Annotated in this window: 22 protein-coding genes; 7 read left to right on the forward strand and 15 right to left on the reverse strand. The window is 40.2% G+C overall.

Annotated elements, in window-relative coordinates; all coding sequences use genetic code 11:
* Positions 1 to 47: 47 nt before the first annotated feature.
* Complete coding sequence (locus tag RM552_RS06360) at positions 48 to 3,071, reverse strand: TonB-dependent receptor (protein WP_311367933.1); 3,024 nt, start codon at positions 3,069 to 3,071, stop codon at positions 48 to 50.
* A gap of 388 nt (positions 3,072 to 3,459) precedes the next feature.
* On the opposite strand from RM552_RS06360, the gene RM552_RS06365 reads away from it, so the two are divergent.
* Positions 3,460 to 4,773 (forward strand): mechanosensitive ion channel family protein, encoded by a 1,314-nt coding sequence (locus tag RM552_RS06365; protein ID WP_311367934.1) that lies wholly within the window; start codon positions 3,460 to 3,462, stop codon positions 4,771 to 4,773.
* A gap of 54 nt (positions 4,774 to 4,827) precedes the next feature.
* The gene (locus RM552_RS06370) at positions 4,828 to 5,241 is read left to right on the forward strand and encodes a DUF4345 domain-containing protein (protein ID WP_311367935.1); all 414 of its coding nucleotides are present in this window, start codon (positions 4,828 to 4,830) and stop codon (positions 5,239 to 5,241) included.
* A 65-nt stretch (positions 5,242 to 5,306) separates the two neighbouring features.
* On the opposite strand, the gene sucD is transcribed toward RM552_RS06370, so the two are convergent.
* The 8 genes from sucD to sdhC all read right to left on the reverse strand — a co-directional run bounded on the left by sucD (position 5,307) and on the right by sdhC (position 15,488).
* On the reverse strand, positions 5,307 to 6,179 hold the full coding sequence (gene sucD, locus RM552_RS06375; protein WP_311367936.1) for a succinate--CoA ligase subunit alpha: 873 nt from the start codon (positions 6,177 to 6,179) through the stop codon (positions 5,307 to 5,309).
* Positions 6,176 to 7,345, reverse strand: coding sequence for an ADP-forming succinate--CoA ligase subunit beta (gene sucC / locus RM552_RS06380; protein ID WP_311367937.1), 1,170 nt, complete (start codon positions 7,343 to 7,345; stop codon positions 6,176 to 6,178). The genes sucD and sucC overlap by 4 nt, the downstream gene beginning before the upstream one ends.
* Before the next feature lie 227 nt (positions 7,346 to 7,572).
* Positions 7,573 to 9,069: a 2-oxoglutarate dehydrogenase complex dihydrolipoyllysine-residue succinyltransferase gene (gene odhB / locus RM552_RS06385; RefSeq protein WP_311367938.1), complete on the reverse strand. Its 1,497-nt coding sequence runs from the start codon at positions 9,067 to 9,069 to the stop codon at positions 7,573 to 7,575.
* Between the two features lie 10 nt (positions 9,070 to 9,079).
* Entirely contained in the window at positions 9,080 to 11,905 is a 2,826-nt protein-coding gene (gene sucA / locus RM552_RS06390) for a 2-oxoglutarate dehydrogenase E1 component (RefSeq protein ID WP_311367939.1), read from the reverse strand.
* 369 nt (positions 11,906 to 12,274) lie between these two features.
* Positions 12,275 to 12,985, reverse strand: coding sequence for a succinate dehydrogenase iron-sulfur subunit (locus tag RM552_RS06395; protein WP_311367940.1), 711 nt, complete (start codon positions 12,983 to 12,985; stop codon positions 12,275 to 12,277).
* 13 nt (positions 12,986 to 12,998) lie between these two features.
* Entirely contained in the window at positions 12,999 to 14,771 is a 1,773-nt protein-coding gene (sdhA, locus tag RM552_RS06400) for a succinate dehydrogenase flavoprotein subunit (RefSeq protein ID WP_311367941.1), read from the reverse strand.
* 1 nt (position 14,772) lies between these two features.
* Positions 14,773 to 15,120 (reverse strand): succinate dehydrogenase, hydrophobic membrane anchor protein, encoded by a 348-nt coding sequence (gene sdhD, locus RM552_RS06405; protein ID WP_311367942.1) that lies wholly within the window; start codon positions 15,118 to 15,120, stop codon positions 14,773 to 14,775.
* Positions 15,114 to 15,488 (reverse strand): succinate dehydrogenase, cytochrome b556 subunit, encoded by a 375-nt coding sequence (gene sdhC / locus RM552_RS06410; RefSeq protein WP_311367943.1) that lies wholly within the window; start codon positions 15,486 to 15,488, stop codon positions 15,114 to 15,116. The genes sdhD and sdhC overlap by 7 nt, the downstream gene beginning before the upstream one ends.
* Before the next feature lie 503 nt (positions 15,489 to 15,991).
* On the opposite strand from sdhC, the gene RM552_RS06415 reads away from it, so the two are divergent.
* On the forward strand, positions 15,992 to 17,272 hold the full coding sequence (locus RM552_RS06415; RefSeq protein WP_311367944.1) for a citrate synthase: 1,281 nt from the start codon (positions 15,992 to 15,994) through the stop codon (positions 17,270 to 17,272).
* A 121-nt stretch (positions 17,273 to 17,393) separates the two neighbouring features.
* Entirely contained in the window at positions 17,394 to 17,810 is a 417-nt protein-coding gene (locus RM552_RS06420; protein WP_311367945.1) for a DUF3429 domain-containing protein, read from the forward strand.
* Positions 17,811 to 17,912: 102 nt separating this feature from the next.
* Here the strand turns inward: RM552_RS06420 and RM552_RS06425 are convergent, their stop codons facing one another.
* Positions 17,913 to 19,367 (reverse strand): phosphohexomutase domain-containing protein, encoded by a 1,455-nt coding sequence (locus RM552_RS06425; protein ID WP_311367946.1) that lies wholly within the window; start codon positions 19,365 to 19,367, stop codon positions 17,913 to 17,915.
* Between the two features lie 244 nt (positions 19,368 to 19,611).
* On the opposite strand from RM552_RS06425, the gene tcdA reads away from it, so the two are divergent.
* Complete coding sequence (gene tcdA, locus RM552_RS06430; RefSeq protein WP_311367947.1) at positions 19,612 to 20,388, forward strand: tRNA cyclic N6-threonylcarbamoyladenosine(37) synthase TcdA; 777 nt, start codon at positions 19,612 to 19,614, stop codon at positions 20,386 to 20,388.
* 15 nt (positions 20,389 to 20,403) lie between these two features.
* Here the strand turns inward: tcdA and RM552_RS06435 are convergent, their stop codons facing one another.
* A complete protein-coding gene (locus RM552_RS06435) occupies positions 20,404 to 21,069 on the reverse strand; it encodes a DedA family protein (RefSeq protein ID WP_311367948.1) in 666 nt (221 codons plus the stop codon).
* A gap of 135 nt (positions 21,070 to 21,204) precedes the next feature.
* Here RM552_RS06435 and RM552_RS06440 point away from each other — a divergent pair, with 135 nt between their 5' ends.
* Together RM552_RS06440 and RM552_RS06445 are read left to right on the forward strand one after the other, a co-directional pair.
* The gene (locus tag RM552_RS06440) at positions 21,205 to 22,128 is read left to right on the forward strand and encodes a LysR family transcriptional regulator (protein ID WP_432277183.1); all 924 of its coding nucleotides are present in this window, start codon (positions 21,205 to 21,207) and stop codon (positions 22,126 to 22,128) included.
* 33 nt (positions 22,129 to 22,161) lie between these two features.
* Complete coding sequence (locus RM552_RS06445; RefSeq protein WP_311367949.1) at positions 22,162 to 22,572, forward strand: hypothetical protein; 411 nt, start codon at positions 22,162 to 22,164, stop codon at positions 22,570 to 22,572.
* 19 nt (positions 22,573 to 22,591) lie between these two features.
* On the opposite strand, the gene RM552_RS06450 is transcribed toward RM552_RS06445, so the two are convergent.
* The 4 genes from RM552_RS06450 to RM552_RS06460 are packed head-to-tail and all read right to left on the reverse strand — an operon-like array spanning position 22,592 to position 25,751.
* Positions 22,592 to 23,083: an RDD family protein gene (locus tag RM552_RS06450; RefSeq protein WP_311367950.1), complete on the reverse strand. Its 492-nt coding sequence runs from the start codon at positions 23,081 to 23,083 to the stop codon at positions 22,592 to 22,594.
* A gap of 33 nt (positions 23,084 to 23,116) precedes the next feature.
* Positions 23,117 to 24,328 (reverse strand): hypothetical protein, encoded by a 1,212-nt coding sequence (locus RM552_RS06455; RefSeq protein ID WP_311367951.1) that lies wholly within the window; start codon positions 24,326 to 24,328, stop codon positions 23,117 to 23,119.
* A 50-nt stretch (positions 24,329 to 24,378) separates the two neighbouring features.
* Complete coding sequence (locus RM552_RS17735) at positions 24,379 to 24,846, reverse strand: DUF2919 family protein (RefSeq protein ID WP_432277184.1); 468 nt, start codon at positions 24,844 to 24,846, stop codon at positions 24,379 to 24,381.
* 5 nt (positions 24,847 to 24,851) lie between these two features.
* Positions 24,852 to 25,751 (reverse strand): class I SAM-dependent methyltransferase, encoded by a 900-nt coding sequence (locus RM552_RS06460; RefSeq protein WP_311367952.1) that lies wholly within the window; start codon positions 25,749 to 25,751, stop codon positions 24,852 to 24,854.
* Between the last annotated feature and the right edge of the window lie 36 nt (positions 25,752 to 25,787).

Genomic DNA, 25,787 nt, shown 5'->3' on the forward strand with positions numbered 1-25,787 from the left:
GGTTATTTTCTGTCTGTTTATATTTAATTTGGATGTTTTTAGTGTTTTCATAATGAATACGTCACCCCAAGGAAGAACTGCGTGCCAAAATACTGAATGGTGCCTGTTCTAGATTCTTCACCAAAATAGGATTTTGTTGGCTCGTCTGTAATGTTGTTCGCTTGGAACAAAATACCCAAATTTTCGTTGATTTCGTATGAAGCTTGAAAATCAACCACCATCTCAGAATCAAAATTAACTACCTGAGCGTTTACTGCCACTTGTTGTGAAACAAAAGGGTCTCGATAACGCGCATTAATGCGAGTTTCAAATCCCTCATGTTCCCAAAATAAGGTCCCAGAAAATACTACTGGCGATAGCCCTGGTAGGTCACTTGAATAAATACCTTGGTTAGGATCAGAGATACGAGTGATTTCTGTTTCAGTATATGAATAGCTGACGTTAGCGCCTAAACCACTCCACAAATCAGGTAAAAAACTAAATATTTGTGTGTAAGAAAATTCAACACCACGAATGTAACCACCTTCACCGTTATTTACTGCTGTCGTATAAGAACCATCAACAACAGGAACTGTCGTAGTCAATGGTAATCCATTCGCATCCAAAACGGGTATCAGAGTGCCTGTGCCGCTTCCGTCGTCTTCTTGAACAATTAAATCGACAGTTTCTGGTACGTTAAACCCATTCGCTCTAAAGTCATAAGGGTCGGTTGTGCTGCGATCTACAAACGACCGAATATCTTTATAGAAAAGCGCTAATGCAATAGCCCCGTCGGTTTCAGTAAAGTAATGTTCAAAAGATAAATCATATTGATTGGCATAAAACGGACGTAAATAAGGCGAATTATCACTTTGTCCGCTGGCAGTAGCCTGCCCTGTTACGGTAATTTCACCAGTATCTATATCGCGCTCAGCTAAAGGTAAACTAACGCGAACACCAGTATTTGCGAACATCTCATTAATAGGTGCTCTACCCATTACTTTAGCTGCTGCAAACCGTACGTAAGAATTATCAGCAACTTGGAAGTTCAAGTTTAAAGACGGTAAATAGTCAGTGTATGTGTCTTCTAATATGACCGAACGGAACTGATCAGAAGCTAACCCTACTTCATCTCTAATGATTTGTGCACCAGCATCAATATCACCGTCTACGTCTTGTAAAAATGTTGAAGCTTGTTTTGAATCAACCATACGAATGCCAACATTACCAGTGACTGGCATGCCGCCTAGCTCCATGTCTAAATTGGCCATTACATAAGCTGAAGTGACTTCTTCGTATACCTCTCCACTTTGCAGAACAGACCATGACGTATCCCCTCCAAGTAAAACATCATCTGGCGCATTTATAACACCATCAAACCCACCCCATGTTTGACGAGGTTGAGGAATGCCACCCGGGAACCAAGCATTAAGTGCTTTATCAAGGTCAATAGATAAATAGCTAGGGAAATATGAAAAATCCCCTTCCCAATTTACAACTTCGACCATGTCTTGCGTAAGTCTCAACGGGGGTTGAGTAGAAGAAAAATTAGAATCAGAACCATATTCATAGACCGAGCGATCATTGGTATAAGTTCTATCAGAATAACGCGCTCCAAACTCAATCGAAGAAACATAATCATTTTCTAATTGATATTTAAAATCTAAGCGATACGCATCAAGTTTGTCAGAGTTTTGGAAAGGATAAATTCCGTATTTTGAAACCAACACACGATTGATATCAGAAAATGCATCTGCTTGATTAAAACCTAAATCGGGTAAGTCCAAACCATTGAGTAAATAGCTAATGGATATATTTTCATCTAACTGTGGCGATTCAGCGTTGGCATCTTCAGCAACCAATGACCATAATAAGCCATTTCGAAAATCACTCTCTGCAGAGCTGCTTGAAATATCGAAGTTTGCTGTCCAATTGTCGGTGATTTCCCAATTGCCGTTTAAACCAAAGTTTTTGATTTCATCAAAATCTTGATTATCGTCATTCACCAGTTCCACTCGTGTAAAGCCGCCCCCCGAACGATTGAAGGTACCACCAATAACGGTATTATCCACTATTGTAGGATTTCCAACTGCCACATTAGGTGCTTCAAGTTTTACCCTAAAGCCACGAGCAAATGCTTCTGAATCAAACTTTGAATAAAAAGCATCAGCTTTGAGCGTAAAATTATCTACGGGGGCCCATTCGATGCTTGCCACATAGCCATCGCGCGTTTCGGCGCCACCTTTATGCTGCATTTCAAAGCCTTCGCCAATAATTTCACATTCAACACACTGTTCGTTTTCAGGCAAATTGGGGTTAAAATTTTCTGTGTCACCGGCTAATCCGTCTACATCTTTCTCTCTGTTAGACGCTAAACCTATAAATTGTGTCGATACGCTAGGTTGAAATAAACGAGCATACCCTAGGGCGACGCCTAAGGTGTCGTCTGCAAATTTCCCTTGGTATGAAAAACTTAAACGGTGACCAAACTCATCAGCGTCTGAGACTTCTTTTGCTCTGTCGTTATACATGCCTCGAACATTCATATTAAATGTATGTTGTTGGGTATTCGCCAAAGGGCTTGCTGTTTTTAGTTCAACGGTTCCTGCAACGCCACCTTCAATAAGCGATGCTTTAGGTGATTTATAAACAGCACCTGATGTAATAAGCTCAGAAGGATACTGGTCAAACTCGATTGAACGACTACCACTTGTTGAAACTTGTTCGCGACCATTTAGAGTTGAAAATACAAAATCCCCGGCTAAGCCACGAATATTAATTTCAGCCGCTTGCCCCCCTGTTCGAACCGCAGATATACCTGGTAACCTTGTTAACGCATCTGCAATAGATACATCTGGTAAACCTCCTAAATCATCTGCAGAAAGCTGTTCAGTTACTGTGTCACTGAATCGTTTTTGATTGAGCGATTTAATCAGGCTTGTGCTAAAACCTTTAACCTCAATGACCTCAACCGCTTCTTCTTCACTTGAAGCATCGTTGCTTGCATCTTGGGCAAATAAGGCAGGGCTCCCGAGCAACATACCACTAGCAAGCAATGCGCGAGTAATATGGTTGGGTTTAAATTTGTTCATATGTGTGTCTCATATAGTTGTCAAAATTGACCGGTCTCAGCAGCAAAGCCTTTAATAGTTGTTTTTGTTGTAATTAAAGATACAAAGTCTTAATCACATAAAACGCCTTACTGCCACTTCCCATAGATGTTACATTTTTGAAAATTTATTAACATATGCCTGCATACGTATTCATACAAAATTGCAACAATTGATTTACAATTTAGCGCTTTTTTCTCAATAAATACGATAAATATAAGCAAACTTTTTCTTGTTTGTGCTTCTGCTAAGTACTTTTGAAGTACACGTAAATTAAGGTGTATAACTTTACCAATTAACTAAAAACCTAGAGTTTTTATTTATTGAGCGCTACTATGGTTGCACTCGATTAAGGTTAAAAAGAATATTTATGGATCCCGCACAGTTAAGTGAAAAGTTTGACTTGTTAATCGCCAATATCACTGTCGCAATTTCTAACCAAATGACCTATATCCAATTAGCTGTCATAGTCTCAAGCTATATATTTGCTTTTTGGGTAGCATTTTTAATTAGAAAAAATATTAAAACACTCAATGAAAAGCCTTTTGAGTCATCTCATCCAGCACGAAAACTTGCGTTTATAATCGGTTCAATGATTGCGCCAATTATTGCGATTATTTTAATGAAAGCGAGTATTGAAATTGCTCGAACCTATGAAGTTGAATATTGGCTTTTACAAACAGCATTAACGGTAGCGGTTTTATTATTTTTCCATTCGTTTATTAATGCATTCGTCGCAAGTCCCTTCCCCGCAAATGTCTTTCGTTGGGTAGGCTTACCAATACTGTTTATGCACATGTTGGGTATTTTACCAATATTGATTGTTGCTCTAGAATCTATTTCAATCACGCTTGGTAATGTTGAAATATCTGCATATGGAGTTGCTCGTGTTCTTATATTTGGAGGTTTGTTGTTTTGGTTAGGACGCACTTCTAACACCTTTGGTAAAGCTATTATCAAAAAGCAGTCAGCACTCGACATTCCGACAAAAGAAGTATTTACAAAGTTATTCGAAGTCACGCTATTTTGCATTGTTGTATTGCTTTTACTGAACATAATGGGTATTAACCTGACCACTCTTGCTGTATTTGGTGGTGCTGTCGGTGTTGGAATTGGCCTAGGTTTACAATCTATCGCTTCTAATTTTATCTCCGGTATTATTATTTTATTAGACCGTTCACTAACTGTTGGTGATTATGTTGAAATAGACGGTGGGCAAAGTGGCTTTGTGCGCGAATTCAGAATGCGCTATACCGTGCTAGAAACCTACGACGGTAAAGATATCCTTGTACCAAACGAAAAATTCATCTCAGACCTCTTAGTTAACTGGTCTCACAAAGATCCTAAACAACGCTATCGCGTCGATTTTACTGTGGCATATTCAACAGACATACGCCCGATGGTAGAACTTATCAAGGCGGCAGTTGCAACTCACCCGCAAGTGTTAAGCGGAGACGACTTACCTTTTGAGGAGCGACCTGATTGTGAAATAGACAGCTTCGGCGATTCAGGCGTTAATATGTTTGTCGAATTTTGGATGTTTGGCATAGATGACGGCAAAAACCGTGTAGGTGGCGACCTTCTTTTAATTATTTTTGAAACGCTGAAAGAACATAATATTGAAATACCCTTCCCGCAGCGTGAAGTGCGTGTTTTAAACCCAGAAGAAGTGAAAGGCAGATAGTTTTTGTAAATATGGTTATCTATATAAAGTTAGTAAAAGTGGAAATAATCGTATATGAAAGATTTTAGTCGGTACATGACCGTGGGAAAATTAGTGGTATTCGTCGGAGCTGCTTTTTTCCTGATTTATGGACTAGCGTTTACGCTCATACCCATTGAAATGTCTAGCTTTGTGACGGATACCTCTCCAACTAGTTCATCGGGCATTATCGATATGCGAGCAACATACGGTGGAATGTCGATTGCAATAGGGTTGATACTTGTTTTCCTAGCTAAAAAAGATTCTACAGTTCATGTCGCAATGGGAATGCTTTTATGGTTAATGCTTGGAATGGCATTTACTCGAGTTTTAGGAATGCTAATAGATGGTAATCCAAATACGATTATGTACATTTATTTAGGCTTGGAGCTAGTGCTAGCTTTTATCTGCGGTTTTTGGCTTTCTAAGGGTCAACTTGGTGTTGATTAACTGTTAAACAATAAAAAACCCATCTTTCGATGGGCTTTTTCGAATAACTAAAAGTTATAGGGAATTTACCAACCGGTAATTTCGCGTAAACCTTTACCAATGTCAGCTAGTGAGCGAACAGTTTTTACACCGGCTGCTTCAAGTGCTTTGAATTTTTCATCAGCGGTACCTTTACCACCTGCGATAATCGCACCGGCGTGTCCCATGCGCTTACCTGCAGGTGCGGTAACACCAGCAATGTAAGATACAACAGGTTTGGTTACATTGTCTTTAATAAATGCGGCTGCTTCTTCTTCAGCATTTCCGCCAATTTCACCAATCATCACAATGGCTTCTGTTGCAGGATCTTTTTCAAATAACGCTAGAACGTCAATGAAGTTGCTACCCGGAATAGGATCGCCACCAATACCAACACAGGTAGATTGACCAAAGCCTTCATCGGTAGTTTGCTTCACCGCTTCATAAGTCAAAGTGCCAGAACGAGATACAATACCTACTTTACCTGCTTTATGAATGTGACCAGGCATAATACCAATTTTACATTCACCTGGTGTAATAACACCTGGGCAGTTAGGACCAATCATCGTGACATCTTTGCTGGAGATATATTCTTTCACATAAAGCATATCGATAGTGGGTATACCTTCGGTAATACACACTATGATTTTAATACCAGCATCAGCTGCTTCTATAATAGAATCTTTACAGAATGGAGCTGGTACATAAATGACAGAGGCTGTTGCACCGGTTGCAGCTACTGCGTCTTTCACAGTATTAAACACAGGAAGACCCAAATGCTCTGTTCCGCCTTTGCCAGGTGTTACACCACCTACCATTTGCGTGCCATAATCTATCGCTTGTTCAGAATGGAAAGTACCTTGACCACCTGTAAAACCTTGACAGATAACCTTGGTGTCTTTATCGATTAAAATACTCATGCTGCACCTCCTGCCGCATCTACCACTTTTTGAGCAGCATCCGACAAGCTAGCTGCCGCAATAATATTTAGTGTACATTCTTCTAGTTTTTGACGGCCTAATTCAGCATTATTACCTTCAAGTCTAACCACTACTGGTACGTTTACACCGACTTCTTCAACTGCACCGATGATACCTTCAGCAATCATGTCACAACGGACTATACCGCCAAAAATATTAACCAATACTGCCTTTACGTTACTGTCTGACAAAATTATTTTGAATGCTTCGGTAACACGTTCTTTTGTAGCACCGCCGCCCACGTCAAGGAAGTTAGCTGGGTTACCACCGTGCAGCTTAACAATATCCATCGTTCCCATTGCAAGACCAGCACCGTTAACCATACAACCAATATTGCCGTCTAAGGCGACATAGTTTAGTTCCCACTGGGCTGCTTGTGCTTCGCGCGCATCTTCTTGAGATGGATCGTGCATTTCACGAACTTTAGGCTGGCGATACAAAGCGTTGCTATCTATAGCCACTTTTGCGTCTAAGCAATGCATGTTGCCATCAGCCTTTATTACCAATGGATTGATTTCAATAAGCGCAACATCTAGGTCTTCAAACATTTTAGCAAGGCCAAGAAATATTTGCGTAAACTGTTTTACTTGAACACCTTTTAAACCAAGTGCAAATGCAATCTCACGCGCTTGGAAAGGTTGAGCACCTGTTAATGGGTCAATTTCAGCTTTAAGAATTTTCTCTGGGGTTTCTTCAGCTACCTTTTCAATTTCAACGCCGCCTTCTGTAGACGCCATAAAAACAATTTTTCTAGAAGAACGATCAACAACTGCACCTAAATACAGTTCTTGGTCAATATCGGTACAAGACTCTACCAATATGCGGCTTACTGGCTGTCCGTTTTCGTCTGTTTGGTAAGTAATTAAGTTTTTACCAAGCCAATTTTGTGCAAAGGCTCTAATTTCATCTTTAGTTTTGACAAGCTTAACGCCGCCTGCTTTACCGCGTCCACCTGCGTGCACTTGGCATTTTACTACCCACTCGCTACCGCCAATTGTGTCGGCTGCTTCTACAGCGGCTTGTGGGGTATCAGCAGCATATCCTTCAGATACAGGCAAGCCGTATTCTCTGAATAACTGTTTACCCTGATATTCATGCAAATTCATGGTTATTTTATCCGATATTGTTGAATGAAGGGCTGAATGTTTAGCTCAATAAAGTGACTTTATACTCTGTCACTAAAGCAAATTTTGCGTAAACTTAGTACTTTATGCCCGGTTAAAACAGCGCCGAATTCTATCATGAATCCGGCGATAAAGCAGATAATACCTCAGGCATTACCCTAATAATCACTTTCCTACTAAAGTATCAATTTAAGGAAAGCAATTTAATACTAAACGTCTAATATTAGACGTGTTGGATCTTCTAACATTTCTTTCACTGTTACTAAAAACCCAACAGACTCCTTACCATCTATTATTCTGTGATCGTAAGACAAGGCTAAGTACATCATAGGCAGTATTTCAACTTTCCCATTAACTGCCATAGGGCGATCTTGGATCTTATGCATACCCAAAATAGCACTTTGTGGTGGATTAATAATTGGCGTTGACATTAACGAACCAAACACACCACCGTTGGTGATAGTGAAATTACCACCTTGCAACTCATCTAAAGACAATTTGCCGTCTCTTCCTTTTAATGCTAATGCTTTGATACCTTTCTCGACACCAGCCATACCTAACATGTCGGTATCTTTAAGCACTGGTGTAACCAAGCCTCTTGGTGTTGAAACGGCAATCGAAATATCAAAGTAGTTATGATAAACAATATCATCACCATCTAACGACGCATTTACTTCAGGGAAGCGTTTAAGGGCTTCAGTTACCGCTTTGACATAAAAGGACATAAAACCTAAGCGAATGCCGTGACGTTTTTCAAAACCTTCTTGATATTGCTTACGCAAATCCATAATTGGTTTCATGTTAACTTCGTTAAATGTAGTCAACATAGCCGTTGAGTTTTTCGCTTCAAGTAAGCGGTTGGCTATTGTTTTACGCAGGCGTGTCATTGGTACACGTTTTTCAGTGCGGGTTCCTGAGGCAACTGAAGGTTCTTCTTCGCTAGCAGCAACTGGTGCAGCTTTAGCAGGTGCTTTAGAAGCGCCTTTAATATGATTTTCAACATCGTCTTTAGTGATACGACCACCCTTTCCAGTGCCTTTAACACTGTTTGGATCTATGTCTTTTTCTGCCAACAAGCGTCTCACCGACGGGCTCAACGCATCTGCGTCTGCGCTTGCTTCGCTTGGGCTATCATTCGCTGGCGCAGAAGCTGCACTCGCTGAAGCAGCACCTGCAACAAACTTAGCTATCACTTCTTCCGCAACAACCGTTGTGCCTTCTGCTGCGATGATTTCGCTTAATGCACCATCAGCCGGCGCTACTACTTCTAATACGACTTTGTCGGTTTCGATATCAACCAAGTTTTGGTCTCGAGTTACCGATTCACCGGCCTGAACATGCCAAGTAGCGATAGTTGCATCGGCTACTGATTCGGGTAACACAGGCACTGCAATATCTGAAGCCTCACCGCCCGGAACATCGGCTTCGGTGGCTGGAGCAGGGGCACTTGCACCGGCTTTGGCTGCAGCACCCTCTTCAACTTTAGCAATAACCTGCTCACCAAGAACAGTGTCGCCTTCAGTTGAAATAATTTCACTTAATACGCCATCAGCTGGAGACACTACCTCCAAAACAACCTTATCAGTTTCAATGTCAACTAAGTTTTGATCGCGAGTTACAGATTCACCAGCTTTTACATGCCAAGTAGCAATAGTTGCATCGGCAACAGATTCTGGTAATACCGGCACTTTTATTTCATGAGCCATTTCAGGTTCCTTATTTAATTGTTAGTGCGTCTTCAACCAGTGCTTTTTGTTGCTGGTTGTGAACTGATAGATACCCAACCGCAGGTGAAGCTGAAGCTGACCTGCCGGCGTAAGTGAGTTTTGCATCTTTTGGTATAGACTGATTAAAATGATGCTGGCTGCAATACCATGCACCTTGGTTTTGTGGTTCTTCTTGACACCATACCCAGTCTTTAACATGTGCATACTGCTCAACAATTTCGTCCATTTCTTTTTGCGGAAATGGATAAAGCTGTTCAATTCGCACAATGGCAATGTTGTTTAATTCGTTTTTCCGTCTTTGTTCCAACAAATCAAAGTAAACTTTGCCTGAACACATAATGACACGTTCTACTTTTTCTGACGGAATGTCATCTATCTCACCAATGACATTATGGAAAACCCCATTTGCAAGTTCATCAATACTAGATACGGCAAGTGGATGACGTAACAGTGATTTTGGCGACATTACTATAAGCGGACTGCGCATTGGTCTGACCGCCTGACGACGAAGCATATTATACACTTGTGCTGGCGTAGTCGGCACGCATACTTGCCAGTTGTGGTCAGCGCACAACTGCAAAAAGCGTTCTAATCTTGCAGAGCTATGTTCTGGCCCTTGTCCCTCATAACCGTGTGGTAGTAAAACGGTAAGACCACATAGACGCCCCCATTTGGCCTCACCCGAGGACAAAAATTGGTCAAAAACGACTTGAGCACCATTAGCAAAATCACCAAACTGCGCTTCCCATATAGTTAAGGTTGCGGGTTCAGCTGTGGCATAACCGTATTCGAAGGCCATAACGGCTTCCTCAGATAATACTGAGTCGTATATCTCAATAGCACCTTGTTTATCATGCAAATGCTGCAGCGGCATATAAGCTACTGCATCGGTTTGACCGTGCAATACGGCATGACGATGGAAAAACGTACCACGTCCCGAATCTTGACCGGTCATTCTAATATCAGTGCCATCGTCTAAAATAGTCGCATATGCTAAGTTTTCGGCCATGCCCCAATCCAGAGGTTTTTCGCCATTGATCATGGCAACTCGGTCACCATACAATTTATTGACTCGCGATTGCAGCTTGTGGCCTTCAGGGAATGAAGTGATTGATTTACCTAAATCGACCAACTTTTCTTTTTTCACACTGCCATCGTAAGCAACATCCCAATCATGTCCAATATATGGACTCCAATCAACAGAATGCTCTGTCATTGGTCTCCATTCTTCAACGACACAAGCGCCATGATCTAGGGCGTTTCTGTAGTCAGCAACTAGTTTATCTATTTCGTGTTTTTCTATTACACCTTCCACTAATAATTGATCGGCATAAACTTGTCTAGGAACCGGATGCTTTTTAATCTTTTGATACATTAATGGTTGCGTTGCGTTTGGTTCGTCAGCCTCGTTGTGACCATGACGACGATAACAAACTAAATCAATAACAACATCTCGTTTAAATTTGTTGCGATATTCAAGCGCGATTTTTGTCACAAAGGCCACTGCTTCTGGATCATCTGCGTTAACATGGAATATAGGTGCCTGCACCATCTTCGCGATATCAGTACAGTATTGTGTTGAACGAGTGTCTTCAGTATTAGATGTTGTAAAGCCCACTTGGTTATTGATGACGATCCGCACTGTGCCACCAACCGAAAATCCTCTCGTTTGCGACATGTTAAACGTTTCTTGCACAACACCTTGCCCTGCAATTGCAGAATCGCCGTGTATAGTAATTGGCAACACCGCTGAACCATCGGTGCATGCGCGACGCTGGAGCCGGGCCCTAACTGACCCCATAACAACTGGATTAACAATTTCTAAATGAGATGGATTAAACGCTAAGGCTAAATGCACGTTTCCGCCAGGCGTTATAAAGTCTGAAGAAAAACCCGCATGATATTTTACGTCACCTGCACCAAGTGAGTCGTCATGCTTGCCCGCAAATTCGTCAAATAGTACTGATGGATTTTTACCTAATACATTAACAAGAACATTTAATCGGCCGCGGTGAGCCATGCCAAGCACCACTTCTTTTGCCCCAGCAGCACCCGCTTCGGTAATTAAGCCTTTAAGCATAGGCACAAGTGCATCGCCACCTTCTAGGCTAAAACGTTTTGCACCGGTGAATTTTGCACCTAAATATTTTTCCATTCCATCGGCGGCAATCAGCCCTTTTAGAATTTTTATTTTTGCTTCTCGGTCGATGGTGGGTTTTGCCTCTACTGACTCAAGACGCTGCTGTATCCAACGTTTTTGTTCTGTGTCGGTAATGTGCATATACTCAGAACCAACAGAACCGCAATAAGTGCGATTAAGTGACTTAAACAAATCACCCAAAGCCATTTTGTCTTTACCAACGGCATATGAGCCCAGACTAAACACTTTCTGAAAATCATTTTCGGATAGGTTGTGATGTGATAGTTCTAAATCTCTTACACGCTCTTGCTTCCATAAACCTAATGGGTCTAAATCGGCGTGTTGATGACCTCTAAATCTATAGGCATTTATTAGTTGTAGTACTTTGACTTGTTTTTCATCACCTGGCACAGAATCTGATGATGTTGAGCTGCTGCCCATGCGCGCTGCCGGGCCCAATGCCGCCATCTTCTTAAACTCTTCCCGAATGGAAGTATGGTTGCTCTCAACCTCAACACCTTCTACTTTTGGCAGTGCATCAAACACTGATTTCCAATTTTCGGGTACTTCTAAGGGGTTTTCTAAATATGTTTCGTATAGTTCTTCGACATAAGCGGCGTTCGCTCCTGCCATATGTGAAGAGTCCCACCATGCTTGCATCACGCTCTTTTGCATCTTTAAGCCTTGATTCGAGTTTATGTGTATATTGTATTCTAAGTAGTTTTTAAATTAAATCTTATATAACCAATGTATTACATCTTTTTTTAAAAAAATGCCTTTTTAATCTAAATATTGAGCAATTTGCCCCAAAAAAGAAAAAATTAGTCCTCTTTTCGCGATCTTAAAATATCTATCGCTATCAGAAACTAAATGCGTTGATTAAAAAATTGTCATTAATATTGAGCACTCTACTCATGCATTTTCAATCATGCATTTTCAATGCCAAAAAATTCATTGACCATTTCTTAAAGCGCTCTTACCAAAACAACACAAACAAAAAAGCTACCGATATAGGGTAGCTTTAAAATTCAATCGCACAATTGTTTACACTGCGCGTTGCAATAGCATTGATTTTATTTGACCAATCGCCTTAGTCGGATTCAATCCTTTTGGACAAACACTTACGCAATTCATAATGCCGTGACACCTGAACACGCTGAACGCGTCGTCTAATTCACCTAAACGTTCGTCGGTTGCAGTATCTCTGCTGTCAATCAAAAAACGATATGCATGCAATAAGCCAGCTGGCCCTATGAACTTATCTGGATTCCACCAGAATGACGGGCATGAAGTAGAACAACAAGCGCAAAGGATACACTCATATAGGCCATCTAGTTTTGCTCTATCTTCTGGGCTCTGCAAATATTCACGAGCAGGCGGTTGCTTGTCATCATTAATCAAAAACGGTTTTATTTTTTCGTATTGCGTATAAAACTGCGTCATGTCGACAACCAAATCACGCACCACAGGTAAACCAGGTAATGGTCTAACTACAATTGTACCCGAACCAAGCGCTGACAATGGCGTAATACAGGCTAAACCATTCTTGCCATTCATGTTCATTCCATCTGAGCCACAAACACCTTCTCTACAAGAACGACGGAAAGACAAAGTTGGGTCTTCTTCTTTTAAGGCAATTAGTGCATCTAGCACCATCATGTCTTGACCTTCCTCAACTTCAAGTTGGTAATCAACCATTTTAGGAGCATCATCGACGTCAGGATTATATCTATAAATTGAAAATGTTAACTGCATCTCTTGTTACCTCTTAGTATGTGCGCGCTTTAGGAGGGAATGCTTCCCTGATTTTAGGCGCCATATTTACATCTCTTCTGCGCATTGATTCGTCTTCAGGCACATATACCGAATGACACAACCAATTCTCATCATCACGCTCAGGAAAATCAAAACGACTATGAGCACCACGACTTTCGGTTCTGAAATTAGCCGCGACTGCAGTACTGTAAGCAGTTTCCATTAAATTATCGAGTTCAAGACACTCAATTCTTTGGGTATTAAAATCACTACTTTTATCGTCTAGTCGAGCGTTTTGTAGTCTTTCTCTGATTTCACCAAGTTCTTTAAGCCCTTCCGCCATAGCTTCGCCTTCTCTAAATACGGAGAAGTTCAATTGCATGCATTGCTGCATGTCTTTCTTAATTTGAACTGGATCTTCACCTTTGCCGACCTCAGATGACTCCCAACGATTAAACCTAGCCATTGCAGCGTCTAAATCTGACGCTGAAGCCTCAGATTTGACTTCTATGTCGTCAATGCTCTTGCCTAAGTGAAGGCCAGTCGCTCTGCCAAACACCACTAGATCGAGTAAGGAGTTACCGCCTAGACGGTTAGCACCGTGCACTGATACACAGGCAATTTCACCGCATGCAAACAAACCTTCAAGCGGCGATTCATTGCCGTCTTTATCAATTTGTATTACTTGACCATCAACATTAGTTGGTATTCCACCCATCATATAGTGACAAGTTGGAATTACCGGAATAGGCTCTTTGACAGGGTCGACATGAGCAAAGGTACGTGATAATTCTAAAATTCCTGGTAAACGAGATTCAAGCACATCTTTACCAAGATGGTCGAGCTTGAGTTTAATATGCGTTCCCCATGGTCCGTCGCAACCACGACCTTCTCTTATCTCGGTCATCATAGAACGTGCAACCACGTCTCTGCCTGCCAAGTCTTTTGCGTTTGGCGCGTAACGCTCCATAAAGCGTTCGCCGTCTTTGTTAAGTAAATATCCACCTTCACCACGACAGCCTTCGGTCACAAGTGTACCAGCGCCGGCTATACCTGTTGGGTGAAACTGCCACATTTCCATGTCTTGTAATGGGGCACCTGCTCTAAGCGCCATGCCAACACCATCACCAGTGTTTATGTGGGCGTTAGTGGTTGAAGCATATATACGCCCTGCTCCACCCGTCGCTAACACTACGGCTTTTGATTTAAAATAGACTACTTCGCCGGTTTCAATATCTATTGCGGTGCAGCCAACAACTTGTCCCTGTTGGTTCTTCACCAAATCGAGTGCATACCATTCAGAAAATACTTTAGTCTTATTTTTTACATTTTGCTGATATAACAAATGCAATAATGCGTGGCCTGTTCTGTCTGCAGCGGCAGCTGTTCGGGCTGCCTGTTCACCGCCGAAATTTTTCGATTGGCCACCAAATGGACGTTGGTAAACTCTTCCTTCTTCTGTACGAGAAAAAGGTAAGCCCATATTTTCCATTTCGATAATTGCTTCAGGGCCGGTTTTACACATATATTCAATAGCTTCTTGATCGCCTATGTAATCTGAACCTTTTACAGTGTCATACATGTGCCATTCCCAGTTATCTTCGTGGCTATTGCCAAGTGCAACTGTAATACCGCCTTGTGCCGATACTGTGTGAGAACGGGTCGGAAAGACTTTTGATAGTAGCGCGCAAGATCGTCCTGATTCAGATATTTGTAACGCAGCGCGCATGCCGGCACCACCAGCACCAATAACAACCGCGTCGAACTCATGAACTGGTAAACTCATACTAAACACCCCACAAAACAAATAAGCCAACAGCAACGTACGCCACTGCAATAATATTTAACACGTACTGCAGTATCATTCTTAACCTATGCGGTTTTACATAGTCTGTCAGTACTTGCCATAAGCCAATGCGCACATGAATCATTACCGCAATGAGTGTAATCAATGTGAACGCTTGCATGAATATCGACTCAAACAAAGATTTCCAAACATCATAGGTAATAACAGGGGTGGCAACAAAAAAGTACAGCATATAAATGCTGAAAGCTAAAATGATCGCAGCTGTAGCACGAATTGAGACATAGTCTTGTATGCCATTTCGTTTTATTGAAGCTTGGTTAGTTACCATAATACAACTCCTATCACTATTGTCAGAACAATCCACAAACCTATCGTCACGTTTGCGCTAGTATTGCCTGATTCTAATTCTTCCCAATAGCCCATATCCATCACCAAATGGCGTAAACCACCTAAAATATGGTAAGTGAGCGCAGATAAGGTGCCGATGGCAATAAACTTGCCGAAGAAACCTTGCATTAGTTGGACAACTTGGTTAAAACCGTCTTCCGAGTGCAATGAGGTCGCCCAAGCCCATATCACAAATAACATCGCAAAAAACATTGCGACGCCGGTGACACGATGGAGTATGGAAGCCTTGCCTGCAGAAGGTAATTTGATTGTGGTCAAGTCTAAATTGACTGGTCTTTGTTTTTTCACAATAAAAACGCCTGTTAATTTGTGCGGATACCGAGTTATAAATAGTGCATCATAAAACGTGTATCTAGTGCATTGTGTGTGTTTACATTTTGGTAACTTTTGTTAACGCCCTGTGAACAAAATATTACCATTTTTTAGCAAATATCCCTGTAAATTCAGCGGGTTTGAATATATCAACCTAAGTGTCGAATAGCAATGATTCTTTAGTTTCTCAAACTTTGGTCGTAAACTTTTGTTTATAACTTGCCATTATCGGCCAATTCGTAAATAACTTCTGTAGATTTGTACTAGTGCATAACAATCTTTGTTGATTTTTGCTCTTTTAGGCTGTAATTATTTTTGAATTGACTTAAGCGCTTAATAAAGGAAGAATGACGTTCCCCGTTTTTTAAAACAAAAGATTGTCAATACTGAAAGATTATTACGTTTTTTTGCATAAATGTTGAACAATTTAGGCAGTTATTGCGTTTAATCGGTTACTATTTACTTAGGAGAATGATTTCATGTCAAATAAGACAGCTACCCTCAAAGCAGGCGATGTTGAACTAGAACTTCCTATTTTGGAGGGTACAGAAGGGCATCCTGTAATCGATGTGAGAAGTATAGGTGGGAATGGCTACTTTACTTTTGACCCAGGTTTTATGGCAACCGGCTCATGCGAATCTGCAATAACATTTATTGATGGTGGAAAAGGAATTTTACTTCACCGTGGTTTTTCTATTGAAGATTTAGCCCGTGATGCAGATTATTTGGAAGTATGTCACATGTTGTTGCACGGTGATGCACCTACTAACGAAGAGTATCAAGAGTTCAAAGAAACGATTACACGACACACTATGGTGCATGAGCAATTAAATATGTTCTTCCATGGCTTTAGAAACGATAGTCATCCAATGGCAATGCTTTGCGGTACTGTTGGAGCTTTATCTTCTTTTTATCACAGTGATTTGGACGTGGGTGACCCTGATCAAAGAAAACGTTCTGCACACCGTCTAATAGCAAAAATGCCAACCTTAGTGGCGATGTGCTACAAGTACAATGTCGGACAACCTTTCGTATATCCAAGAAATGACCTAAGTTATGCGGCAAACTTCTTAAATATGATGTTCTCAGTCCCCGCTGAGGAATACCATATCAGTCCTGCGGTTGAGCGGGCAATGGACAGAATATTTATTTTACACGCTGATCATGAGCAAAACGCATCAACATCCACAGTTCGCTTAGCCGGTTCTTCAGGTGCTAACCCTTATGCTTGTATTGCGGCCGGTGTCGCGTCATTATGGGGGCCTGCACATGGTGGCGCCAATGAAGCATGTTTGAATATGCTGGAAGAAATTGGCAGCGTTGATCGCATACCAGAGTTTATCGCTAGGGCAAAAGATAAAAACGACTCTTTCCGATTAATGGGTTTTGGTCATCGAGTTTATAAAAATTACGACCCTCGCGCGACGGTAATGCGTGAAAGTTGTCATGAAGTGCTTAAAGAGCTCAATGTAGATAACCCATTATTGGATGTGGCTATGGAGTTAGAAAGAATTGCGCTGAGTGACCCGTATTTTGCAGAGAAAAAACTGTTCCCTAATGTTGATTTTTATTCAGGTATTGTGCTCAGCGCAATTGGTATTCCAACCAATATGTTTACCTGTATATTTGCATTGGCAAGAACGGTAGGTTGGATATCTCATTGGCACGAAATGCTTAGCCAGCCTGGACAAAAAATCGGACGTCCACGCCAGTTGTATACAGGCTTAAGTAAAAGAGACTACACACCTATTAAAAAGTAGGCGATATAAATAGTTGAATTAAGGCGCTGTTTCATAAGAAATCAGCGCCTTTTTAATGCAGTATCGATGCGCCCTTTTATGAAAATCTTGTTGTAACTTGCATAAAAATCAGGACTTACCAATGCATACTAACGCGAAATTATTAGGTTATTTGGGTTTGCTACCCTTTATTACTATTCCTCTTTTGATAATGACAGACCAGCTTTTTTATTTTGAGGGTTTCGAATTTTTTGTTCAATATTCTGCCATCATATTGTCTTTTTTTGGCGGTATTCATTGGTTAGACGCTTTACAAAATAGACGCAAAAACCATCAATTGTATATGGCAATGTTGCCTAGCATCGTTGCTTGGCTGTCTCTCATTTTTCTCAGTGGAGATACTCTTTTAAGCGTACTCTCAATTACATACATTGGTGTTTTAATGTACGACAAATATGTATTAGCGTTGGAGAGAGATATTCTAATTCCCTACACTCAATTGCGCATGATTTTAACGACAGTTGTTGTAGTAACACATTTGTTTATGGCTTATTTATGAAGCGTGAAAGGTTGAGATTTGCATGACCAACGCCTTAAATGCTGATGTATGGAGTAAGTTTCCTCAGCACAAAGGCGCCGTATTTTAGATTTTTTATTGGTATTACTCTGTTATTAAGGCGCTTAGTTCGGCGGTTTTTTCTTGCATCAAAGAGATATCGCCACGGCTTTCAACATTCAAACGAATAACCGGTTCGGTATTTGAACTACGCAAATTAAATCGCCAAGAACCAAATTCCATGCCTACACCGTCAGTTTTGTCCAGGACTTGGGCACTAGCTTCGTAATGCTGCATTATCTTTTTTATCGTTTGTCCTGCATCTGATACTTTATAGTTAATTTCTCCTGACGACGGAAACTGTGCAATACGCTCCTTTACCATTGATGAAAGCGATTTTTTTGAAGTGCAAAGTAACTCTGCCACCAGTAACCAAGGGATCATACCCGAATCACAATAAGCAAAATCTCTGAAGTAATGGTGCGCACTCATTTCACCACCATAAACTGCGTCTTCTTTGCGCATACGCTCTTTGATAAAAGCGTGTCCTGTTTTAGATTTTATCGGCTTACCGCCAGCTTTAGAGACTATGTCTTCGGTATTCCAGAAAACACGAGGATCATAAATTATTTTTGCACCTTTATTTTTGTCTAGAAACGCTTGAGCCAATAATCCAACTATATAATACCCTTCTATAAAATCACCATTTTCATCAAACAGAAAACAACGATCAAAGTCGCCGTCCCACGCGATACCCATATCTGCTGAGTGTTTGATTACCATTTTAGCGGTATCTGCTCTGTTATCGGGTAATAGGGGGTTTGGAATACCATTTGGAAAAGTCCCATCAGCTTGGTGATGCACTTTAATAAACTCTACAGGGACAGACTGGTGTTTGAAAAACAACTCTATCGCGTCCACGATATGCCCTGCACTGCCATTACCCGAATTTACAACAAGTTTTAAGGGAGTAAGCTTTTTGATATCTATATATTCATTTAAATGCAATACATAGTCGTTGACGCAACTTGTTCTTTCATAAGCTTTAGTCTCTAGTAAAAGCAATTCTTTAATAGAATGAGCACCTTGCAAAAATTCTTCATCACTCACCTGTTTCAGCGCGGAATAGTGTAGCAGTTGTTCAATGACTATTGATTCATCATAACTTTCTGCTAAAGCTTTTATACCCTTTAAGCCAGTATCACCGCTAATAGGAACAGAACCAGCCTTTACCATTTTCATACCATTGTAATCAATTGGATTATGACTGGCGGTAACTTCAATACCACCGTCCACCCCTAAATGCTTTGTTGCAAAATATATTTCTTCAGTACCTGCGTCACCTATATCAGATACTTTTGCACCGCCATCAATTAAACCTGCGGCTAAGGCCAGTTTCAAAGGACGAGATGTTAAGCGTGCATCAGAGCCTAAAACAACTGATTTAGCATTTAAGTATTCTGCGAACGCTCGTCCTACTCGATAGGCTACATTTTCATTAAGTTGAGTGAGTAATTCACCACGAATATCATAGGCCTTAAAACAGGTAATCTTTGTCATATTTCACTTTATTGTTGAACGGGTGCAAAGTGGCTAATGCACTTTTTTACCGATAAGAAAATTTAATACTCTGCTGGGGTTCAAGTCCATTAACAGAGCAACTAAGCAAGCTAGTATAGTAAAAAAATACAGCTATGCTTGCAATATAAACCGCATTAAGCTTTCATGACACAAAATCTGATAACGATATAACTGGTTACACCAATTTTCAACAGCCAGTAATGCAGACTATTTAGGTAACTGTATGACTTATTTCGAAAAATTTGCAGGCATAAAACGTTTATATGGGAACGCTGGCTTAATGCAATTTAAACAAAGCCATATTCTAGTAGTCGGGATTGGAGGTGTAGGCTCATGGATAGCAGAAAGCCTTGCTCGATCTGGCATTGGCGAACTAACCCTGATTGATTTAGACGACTTAGCTATCTCCAATATTAATCGTCAAATTCACGCCTTGGATTCAACGCTTGAGCAAAGTAAAACTGAAGTGATGCAAAAACGCATTTTGGATATTAACCACGAATGTAAGGTGAATGAAATAGAAGACTTTGTCACGCCTGAGAACGTAAAAGATTACATAGGTTTTCAGCATGATGTTGTAATAGATGCTACCGACAGTGTAAAAGCGAAGGCAGCGTTAATTGCGCATTGTAAGCGAAATAAAATAAAAGTCATTAGTATTGGCGGCGCAGGAGGACAAACAGACCCGTTACAAATACGGCGGGCTGATTTAGCAAAAACGATTCAAGACCCTTTACTAGCAAAGGTACGTTCCGAATTACGTAGATATTATCATTTTAGTAAAAATACCAAACGTAATTTTGGCGTGGAATGTATTTATTCATGCGAACAACTTAAATACCCTACACCTGATGGTAAAGTCTCATTTGCCAAACAAGCAAGTGAAGGTGCGAGCAAAATGGACTGCAGTACAGGCTTTGGTGCTTTTGTCGGGGTTACCGCGACGTTTGGTATGGTAGCCACTAGTCGTGCATTAAGCTATTTGATAAATAAATTATAACGCCAGGGCTAATAATTACACAGATTGCGCTTTTAATTTATTTGCTCTCGCTTTTTTGATATCAAAAAACAAGGCAATAATGAGCCATATTGAAATAACACTTATCAACATATAAGTATTTTCCGCCATTGCCATTACTTGCTCACTCAGCACCGCTGTGCCTGCAATCAATAAAAGATAATACGGTAAGTTTAATAAGCCAGCTAACCCGACGATTTTAATTGACTTATTTTGTGCGCCTTGATTAAACATAAAAAACGCCAAGGAATTTATGTGTATCATAGCTATGAGTAAATTTGATACCTTTATTTGTTCATTCTTTTTAACCGACTCATTTGCGTCTTTGGTTCCGGTAGACTGGCCTAAAAAATAATTTATCAATGAACCAATCGTAGCAGCGAGCACCATCGCTATGGTCAAATAAACTATATCCTTGATGCTTGGGTTAGCACCCACCACCAATACCACAGCAAAAAATTGACCAGGAAAGTAGAATCCTACATAGACGATGGATTCTAACAATATGATTAAAAAAATTACCCAGTAAACGCCTTCAGAAAACACATCTCTTATTGACTCCAGTAACTGTGCGCCTGGGGGTATAACAGAAAAATGTACCAATATGCTTATAAGGCATAGTGCTAGTAAAGCGCTAATTGGCAAAAAAGAATTATATTTCATTATTTTATGAGTCTTTCTATTGTCAGAAATTAAGTATTATTATAAAAGTACTCTATGCTGTAGATAATAGTTTAGTATTCTGCAATTACTAATTTTTAATAAAACACGACGAATGTTTAAGGAACAAAGGATATTGTGGTTTACCGTCCTAAAACAACTCTAGAACAATGGCGCATTTTGCAAGCTGTTGTGGACTATGGTGGATACGCACAAGCGGCCTCTGCGTTAAATAAGAGTCAATCTTCACTTAATCATGCTGTATCTAAATTACAGAACATGCTAAACGTGCAACTATTAGAAGTTGTCGGTCGTAAAGCAGTGTTAACTCAGGCCGGTGAAGTTATGTTACGTCGGTCTAGGGATTTAACGCTTAATGTGCAGTCACTTGAACAATTGGCGGTTAATATCAACCAAGATTGGGAGCCTGAAATCATATTATGTGTTGATTTGGCCTACCCAAGAGAAGCCCTCTTTCCAGTCTTGGCCGAATTTTTGCCGATGAGTAGAGGGTCCAGAATTAAGATCATAGACACTGTTTTAACTGGTAGCACTGAAGCTGTGACCAGTCGAGAGGCAGATCTTGTTATTTTAATAGATACCCCACGTGGTTATTTAGGTGAAGCCTTATGCCATATTGAATTTGTTCTAGTTTGTCATCCAGATCATGAATTAGCTAGTTTAACCCAACCATTATCGACCAATACTTTGTCTCAATATTTGCAAATTGTTATCAAAGATACGTCTGAGACACCTGATGAAAAAACAGGCTGGTTAAAATCAGAGCATCGCTGGACTGTTAGTCAATTTGACACGGCGATTGATTTACTGCTGCAAAAAGTCGGTTTTTGTTGGTTGCCTAAACATAAAGTAACTGACTTAATAGCAGATAAAAATTTAGTGCACTTACAGGTAGAAGGAAGCGCCTTTAAACAATTTACTGCTTTTTTAGTTTGTCCGTCACCCGAGCAAAAAGGACCGGGCACAGCTTTACTAAGCCAACTTTTTTTACAGCATCGAGAGATTGACCTGCCGTCTTTTGACTCATCACAAAATAATTAGATAATTTTTTAAGGTAATTTTTTTAAGGTAATTATGGAACAACAAGAATTAAACAAATTAATGATAGACAGTGCAAATGATGCGGTAAATCTAGCCAACACTGAATTTAAATTAACATTAGACTATAGCGAAAAAAGCATCTCTGAAATTGACACAATAATTGTCGGATTTTTAGACAAATATAAAGCTGTCGCATTGGAAGACAAAGCCATTTTTACTATTTGTAACTTATTTGGCGCTTATTTAGGTCAAACATTTATGACGATTAAACAGGGCCAGTGGCTTTATGACCAAACAAACGAAAACGCGCCAAGTGTTTTTATGAAGTCAGGTGAACATTCATTTGCTTTCGCTGGCATTTGTTATAAAAAATTAGTAGAAGACAGCACAATAAGTATTAACGACTATTTCCAACAAGCTATTCTGTCCTCAGCTCAAAAATAAGCCGTTAGGTGTTGTATATCTAAGTTTTCACCACAATTGTATTCGCGAGTTTATCGTGAATACATTTTTTCTCGTCACCAAAAATAAACAATGCGTTGACAAAAGATATAATCCAACCAACAAAGGGAATATACACGACAAAAAAGTAAAACCCATAGCGTGTAAGTAGGCTGTAACCCCTTGCAAGTTTGCCCGTTTGTTCATCGATTATTCTAATATTTAGAGCCTTTTTACCTATTGTCTGGCCATTTGTGACTAATAGTTTGTAGTTGATAAGCGCAAACACAACAATACCAAGCAAGCCTGACAGCACTTCGGATAAATAACCATCGAAGTAAATACCACTAGTAAAAATTTCAGAAAACAAGATTATGGGAACAACCAAAAATATCATCACAATGGTATCAATAATAACAGCCCCCAAACGAGTTCCTCGGTCAGCTTTTTCCATATTAAGTGTTTCATCAATCGTCAAATCCGACTCTGGTGCTTCAAACACATTGTTATCCATTGAATTTGCCTTTTATAGTGTTAGTAAGCAATGTTACTTCACGACACAGGTTCGAGTACTAAACCGATAACCCGTTGCTGTCGTGCTATCCTCTATTACCGCCAAAATTTCACTTTCACTAATGTAAACTACCCTTTCTGTTGGTGTTTTATCGCAATGTGAAAATTGAAAAGCCTCGAAGTTATAAACAAAAGAAGCAATTAACTGATCGAGAAAATGGAGTTCTTGAGTTTCAGGTACTTCGGTAACTTCTGTCCCTGATGTTTCTGTAGGTTCTTGTGTATCTGCAGGCGCATCATTTGCCGACTCAGATACAGTCGCTACCCTTGAATCTTCCACTTCAGAATTCTGAACCGCTTCTTCCTCATCTGGCATGAACTCGATAAAATTATCGTCAATACCACTTTGTAAATCTTCCTTAAGTTGAAGCAAATCTTCTCGTTCTTTCTCTGTTATTGTTTCATCTTTTAAGCTTTCTTCGATACCAGCGATGCCTGCTTTTGCCAATTGTTTTCCAGCAATATTTTTTGGAGTAACATTAAAACTCAAGCCAGAATTATCAGCTAGATTGAGTTGATCACCATACCAACCAACAGCACTTGTCATGGTCATGGTAACCGGAAAAAGTAGCACCAATCGAATAATAATAAAGGTCTTAGGAAATGCTTCTTTTGGTTTAGCTCTTTTGCCAATAATACGCATGAAAATAAACAAACCGGTTACTAGCTTTAATATTTGCAGTAAACCAAACATAAAAATAACAGCAACAATACTGACAATCATGAGCCATAGCGGCAGCATTAATAAAGTGGTTAAACCTTGAGTATGGTAAAGTTGGCTTGGATCAGCACCAATCACCATGTTTACTTTTTGCGATGCCAGTGCCAAAGTAAAATTAGCAATCGCAGCATAGCTCACAAGCAATAAAAGCCTACCAAGCATCGACTCCCATACTTTGACAAAAATCGCCCATAACTCACGCGCCATGCCAAAAAAAGCAAGTAAACCAATTAACCATATCAGCGTGTTTGGTTCAGTTTTTTCTCCATCTACTGTGAAGTATAAAACCAATGCAATTACGTAAATTATCTGGTTAGCGTGCAATCTAGACCATCGTTCGCCCCACCCTTTGCGCCATTGCTTTACTTTACCAAAAAGGGTGGTTTTTACATTTATCGATTCTTGATCTTGTAAGTTTTGCTTATTATCTGTTGTTTCCGTCAACTCTTTATGTGCTTCAACCATAAATTGCTTTCCTTAGTCACCCTTTAAGTACCCCATATTAATGCATAAAATCAGGGTCTTGACCAATCATTCGTGAGGTTTTTGAGATGTTGGCTTCGAATTAAATACACTAACCCTAAGCCGCACATAAAAATAGATACGCCATGGCTCATAGAAAAAGCAAATTGAAGTTGGATAAGAATGTAGCTTTGGATCAGCAAATCGATTACTAAAGCCAATATCATTGCAGGTTTTAAACATTTAAAAATAGCAAACTTTGTTTCCTTCCAAAGCTTGTTTCGGTAACTGACTAAATACAAAGCAAATGCTGCTGGTAGCAGCGGAAGTAAAGACAAATAAAAGTGGTAAGGATGTGGATAAAATAAACGTATTAAGGCTTCACTGTCTTCTCTGAAAGACAATGAAATAATAAGAACAAGAAAACCTCTACAAACAAATAACAAAAATATATAAATAAAGATGGGCGGTTTTAAGCGCCCAGATTCGTCGTAGTAATTAAGTGGATATTTTAGTGGCATAATTTTTAATGAGTAATCGTTGCACCTTTCTTTTTAAACAACAAGGTCATTCGGTCTGATTCACCTATGGCCTGCATTTTTTTCCGCTTTTCTTCATCGTCTCTAGCACCATTGAAGCTTGGAGGTAATCGCCAAACAATGTCACCTTCACCTGGCATGTCTTTTTCATTGGCGTTGAGCTCTGAACGCATTACTAATTCAAAGCCTGCTGCTTCGAAAGACTTAACGACGTCACTTTCTTTTAAATAACCTCTGCTCCCATCAGCCCAATTGTCGGATGCATCTTCGGGTGCACGATGCTGGACAACACCCACCATGCCGTCGGCTTTAAGTAAATTATATGCTGCTTTTAATGCTTGGGAGAGCGTCCCCGCTTTTTCTTCAAATCGATTTAAGTTATGTAAGGCACGAATAAACAATACTCGATCCAGAGTTCCATTTGCAGCAGCAGGGGTTGAAGCAAAAGTAAAGCCGCTTGAAGTTATCCCATTATCAGTAAAACCTGCTACTAGTTGAGGAAATTTACTCGTTGCAGCAATTCGTCCTTTGATACTCTCTTCATCAAAAAAACCAAACATAGCCCACATATCATCATTGTAGTTTATGCCATGTAGCGCGCCGTCCTTGCCTAAATAATCGGCTAATATTCGACTATACCATCCTCCGCCGGGCAAAGCTTCAGCTACTTTCATACCAGGTTCAACGTGGAAAAATGAGAGGGTTTGCACAGGCCTTCTATGCACGTCTCTGGCCCGCTGTTCGGCATCACGTTTCATTACACTTGTCACGAGGGCTTGATTACCATCATGTGCATGTATAAAGGCTGAACTAGCAACTAATAGGCTTGACACTAAAAGGGTGCTGATATTTTTAATGAGTTTGTTTTGTTTAATATTATTCGACATTGTCTTTCCTTGGTAAAAGGCGAGTGAAGTTTGTTA

The organism is Glaciecola petra, assembly GCF_031846345.1.
In the GTDB taxonomy this organism is placed as follows: domain Bacteria; phylum Pseudomonadota; class Gammaproteobacteria; order Enterobacterales; family Alteromonadaceae; genus Glaciecola; species Glaciecola petra.

Bases quoted from the DNA above. Each gene is read 5' to 3' on its own strand.
- sdhA (WP_311367941.1), bottom strand. From the start codon at position 14,771: ATGAGTTTACCAGTTCATGAGTTCGACGCGGTTGTTATTGGTGCTGGT.
- RM552_RS06420 (WP_311367945.1), top strand. From the start codon at position 17,394: ATGCATACTAACGCGAAATTATTAGGTTATTTGGGTTTGCTACCCTTT.
- RM552_RS06425 (WP_311367946.1), bottom strand. From the start codon at position 19,367: ATGACAAAGATTACCTGTTTTAAGGCCTATGATATTCGTGGTGAATTA.
- RM552_RS06415 (WP_311367944.1), top strand. From the start codon at position 15,992: ATGTCAAATAAGACAGCTACCCTCAAAGCAGGCGATGTTGAACTAGAA.
- RM552_RS06445 (WP_311367949.1), top strand. From the start codon at position 22,162: ATGGAACAACAAGAATTAAACAAATTAATGATAGACAGTGCAAATGAT.
- RM552_RS06450 (WP_311367950.1), bottom strand. From the start codon at position 23,083: ATGGATAACAATGTGTTTGAAGCACCAGAGTCGGATTTGACGATTGAT.
- RM552_RS06360 (WP_311367933.1), bottom strand. From the start codon at position 3,071: ATGAACAAATTTAAACCCAACCATATTACTCGCGCATTGCTTGCTAGT.
- RM552_RS06455 (WP_311367951.1), bottom strand. From the start codon at position 24,328: ATGGTTGAAGCACATAAAGAGTTGACGGAAACAACAGATAATAAGCAA.
- sucD (WP_311367936.1), bottom strand. From the start codon at position 6,179: ATGAGTATTTTAATCGATAAAGACACCAAGGTTATCTGTCAAGGTTTT.
- RM552_RS06370 (WP_311367935.1), top strand. From the start codon at position 4,828: ATGAAAGATTTTAGTCGGTACATGACCGTGGGAAAATTAGTGGTATTC.
- odhB (WP_311367938.1), bottom strand. From the start codon at position 9,069: ATGGCTCATGAAATAAAAGTGCCGGTATTACCAGAATCTGTTGCCGAT.
- RM552_RS06365 (WP_311367934.1), top strand. From the start codon at position 3,460: ATGGATCCCGCACAGTTAAGTGAAAAGTTTGACTTGTTAATCGCCAAT.
- RM552_RS06435 (WP_311367948.1), bottom strand. From the start codon at position 21,069: ATGAAATATAATTCTTTTTTGCCAATTAGCGCTTTACTAGCACTATGC.
- RM552_RS06395 (WP_311367940.1), bottom strand. From the start codon at position 12,985: ATGCAGTTAACATTTTCAATTTATAGATATAATCCTGACGTCGATGAT.
- RM552_RS06460 (WP_311367952.1), bottom strand. From the start codon at position 25,751: ATGTCGAATAATATTAAACAAAACAAACTCATTAAAAATATCAGCACC.
- RM552_RS17735 (WP_432277184.1), bottom strand. From the start codon at position 24,846: ATGCCACTAAAATATCCACTTAATTACTACGACGAATCTGGGCGCTTA.
- tcdA (WP_311367947.1), top strand. From the start codon at position 19,612: ATGACTTATTTCGAAAAATTTGCAGGCATAAAACGTTTATATGGGAAC.
- sucA (WP_311367939.1), bottom strand. From the start codon at position 11,905: ATGCAAAAGAGCGTGATGCAAGCATGGTGGGACTCTTCACATATGGCA.
- sdhD (WP_311367942.1), bottom strand. From the start codon at position 15,120: ATGGTAACTAACCAAGCTTCAATAAAACGAAATGGCATACAAGACTAT.
- sucC (WP_311367937.1), bottom strand. From the start codon at position 7,345: ATGAATTTGCATGAATATCAGGGTAAACAGTTATTCAGAGAATACGGC.